1 protein-coding gene and 1 pseudogene are annotated in these 601 nt (G+C 48.1%); both read right to left on the bottom strand.

Translation table 11 applies throughout. The annotated features are described in order from the left end of the window. Positions 1–128: pseudogene (locus tag HT737_RS29675) on the bottom strand (transcriptional regulator); the annotation flags it as partial. Between the two features lie 234 nt (positions 129–362). After that, positions 363–601: EAL domain-containing protein (locus HT737_RS29670; RefSeq protein WP_182404604.1), on the bottom strand; the 239-nt coding region annotated here is incomplete at its 5' end.

Genomic DNA, 601 nt, shown 5'->3' with positions numbered 1-601 from the left:
AGCCCCTGGAGCTTTTCTTCGAATTCGATTTCTTTCTTGAGCCCGGCATCGTTCTTCAGCGATTCCAGCTGCTTGAGCTGTTCCTGAAGGGCCTTTTCAGCTGCACGAAATTCAGCGAGTCTGGACAATATCTTTACTCCAATAGTGTGTTTGGCTGATACCAACCGCAAACAAAGCTATAAGCCAAGAGCCTTGAAGCGACTCGGTGATAATGGCTCACCTGTCAATCTTGCACAGGCTGAAAAAATTGTAGTAGTTAATGCGCCAAGAGTAAATCCTGATCTTGTCGTCATGTAACAACAGTGGTGTTTTGTATCAATTTGGTGCGTCGCGTCGAAGCGTCGGGCTTAATTTATTTTTAGTTAACGATCACTTAATGCAGCGATGAAGTCAGCGCCGGGCATGGGTTTTCCGAACAGATAGCCTTGCAGGAAGTTGACGTGGTGTGCGGTCAGGTAGTCAGCCTGTGCCGGAGTTTCTACACCTTCGGCAACAATACCCAGATCAAGCTTGGCCGAGAGTTCGATAATCGTGTCCAGAATATGCCGCGACAGCGCATCAATGCCGATCATCGCGACGAAACTCTGGTCGATCTTGAGAA

The organism is Pseudomonas sp. MD195_PC81_125 (genome assembly GCF_014060985.1).
Taxonomy (GTDB): Bacteria; Pseudomonadota; Gammaproteobacteria; order Pseudomonadales; family Pseudomonadaceae; genus Aquipseudomonas; species Aquipseudomonas parakoreensis.
The sequence above is the reverse complement of the archived record's forward strand: the minus strand, read 5'-3'. Positions and strand labels throughout refer to the sequence as shown.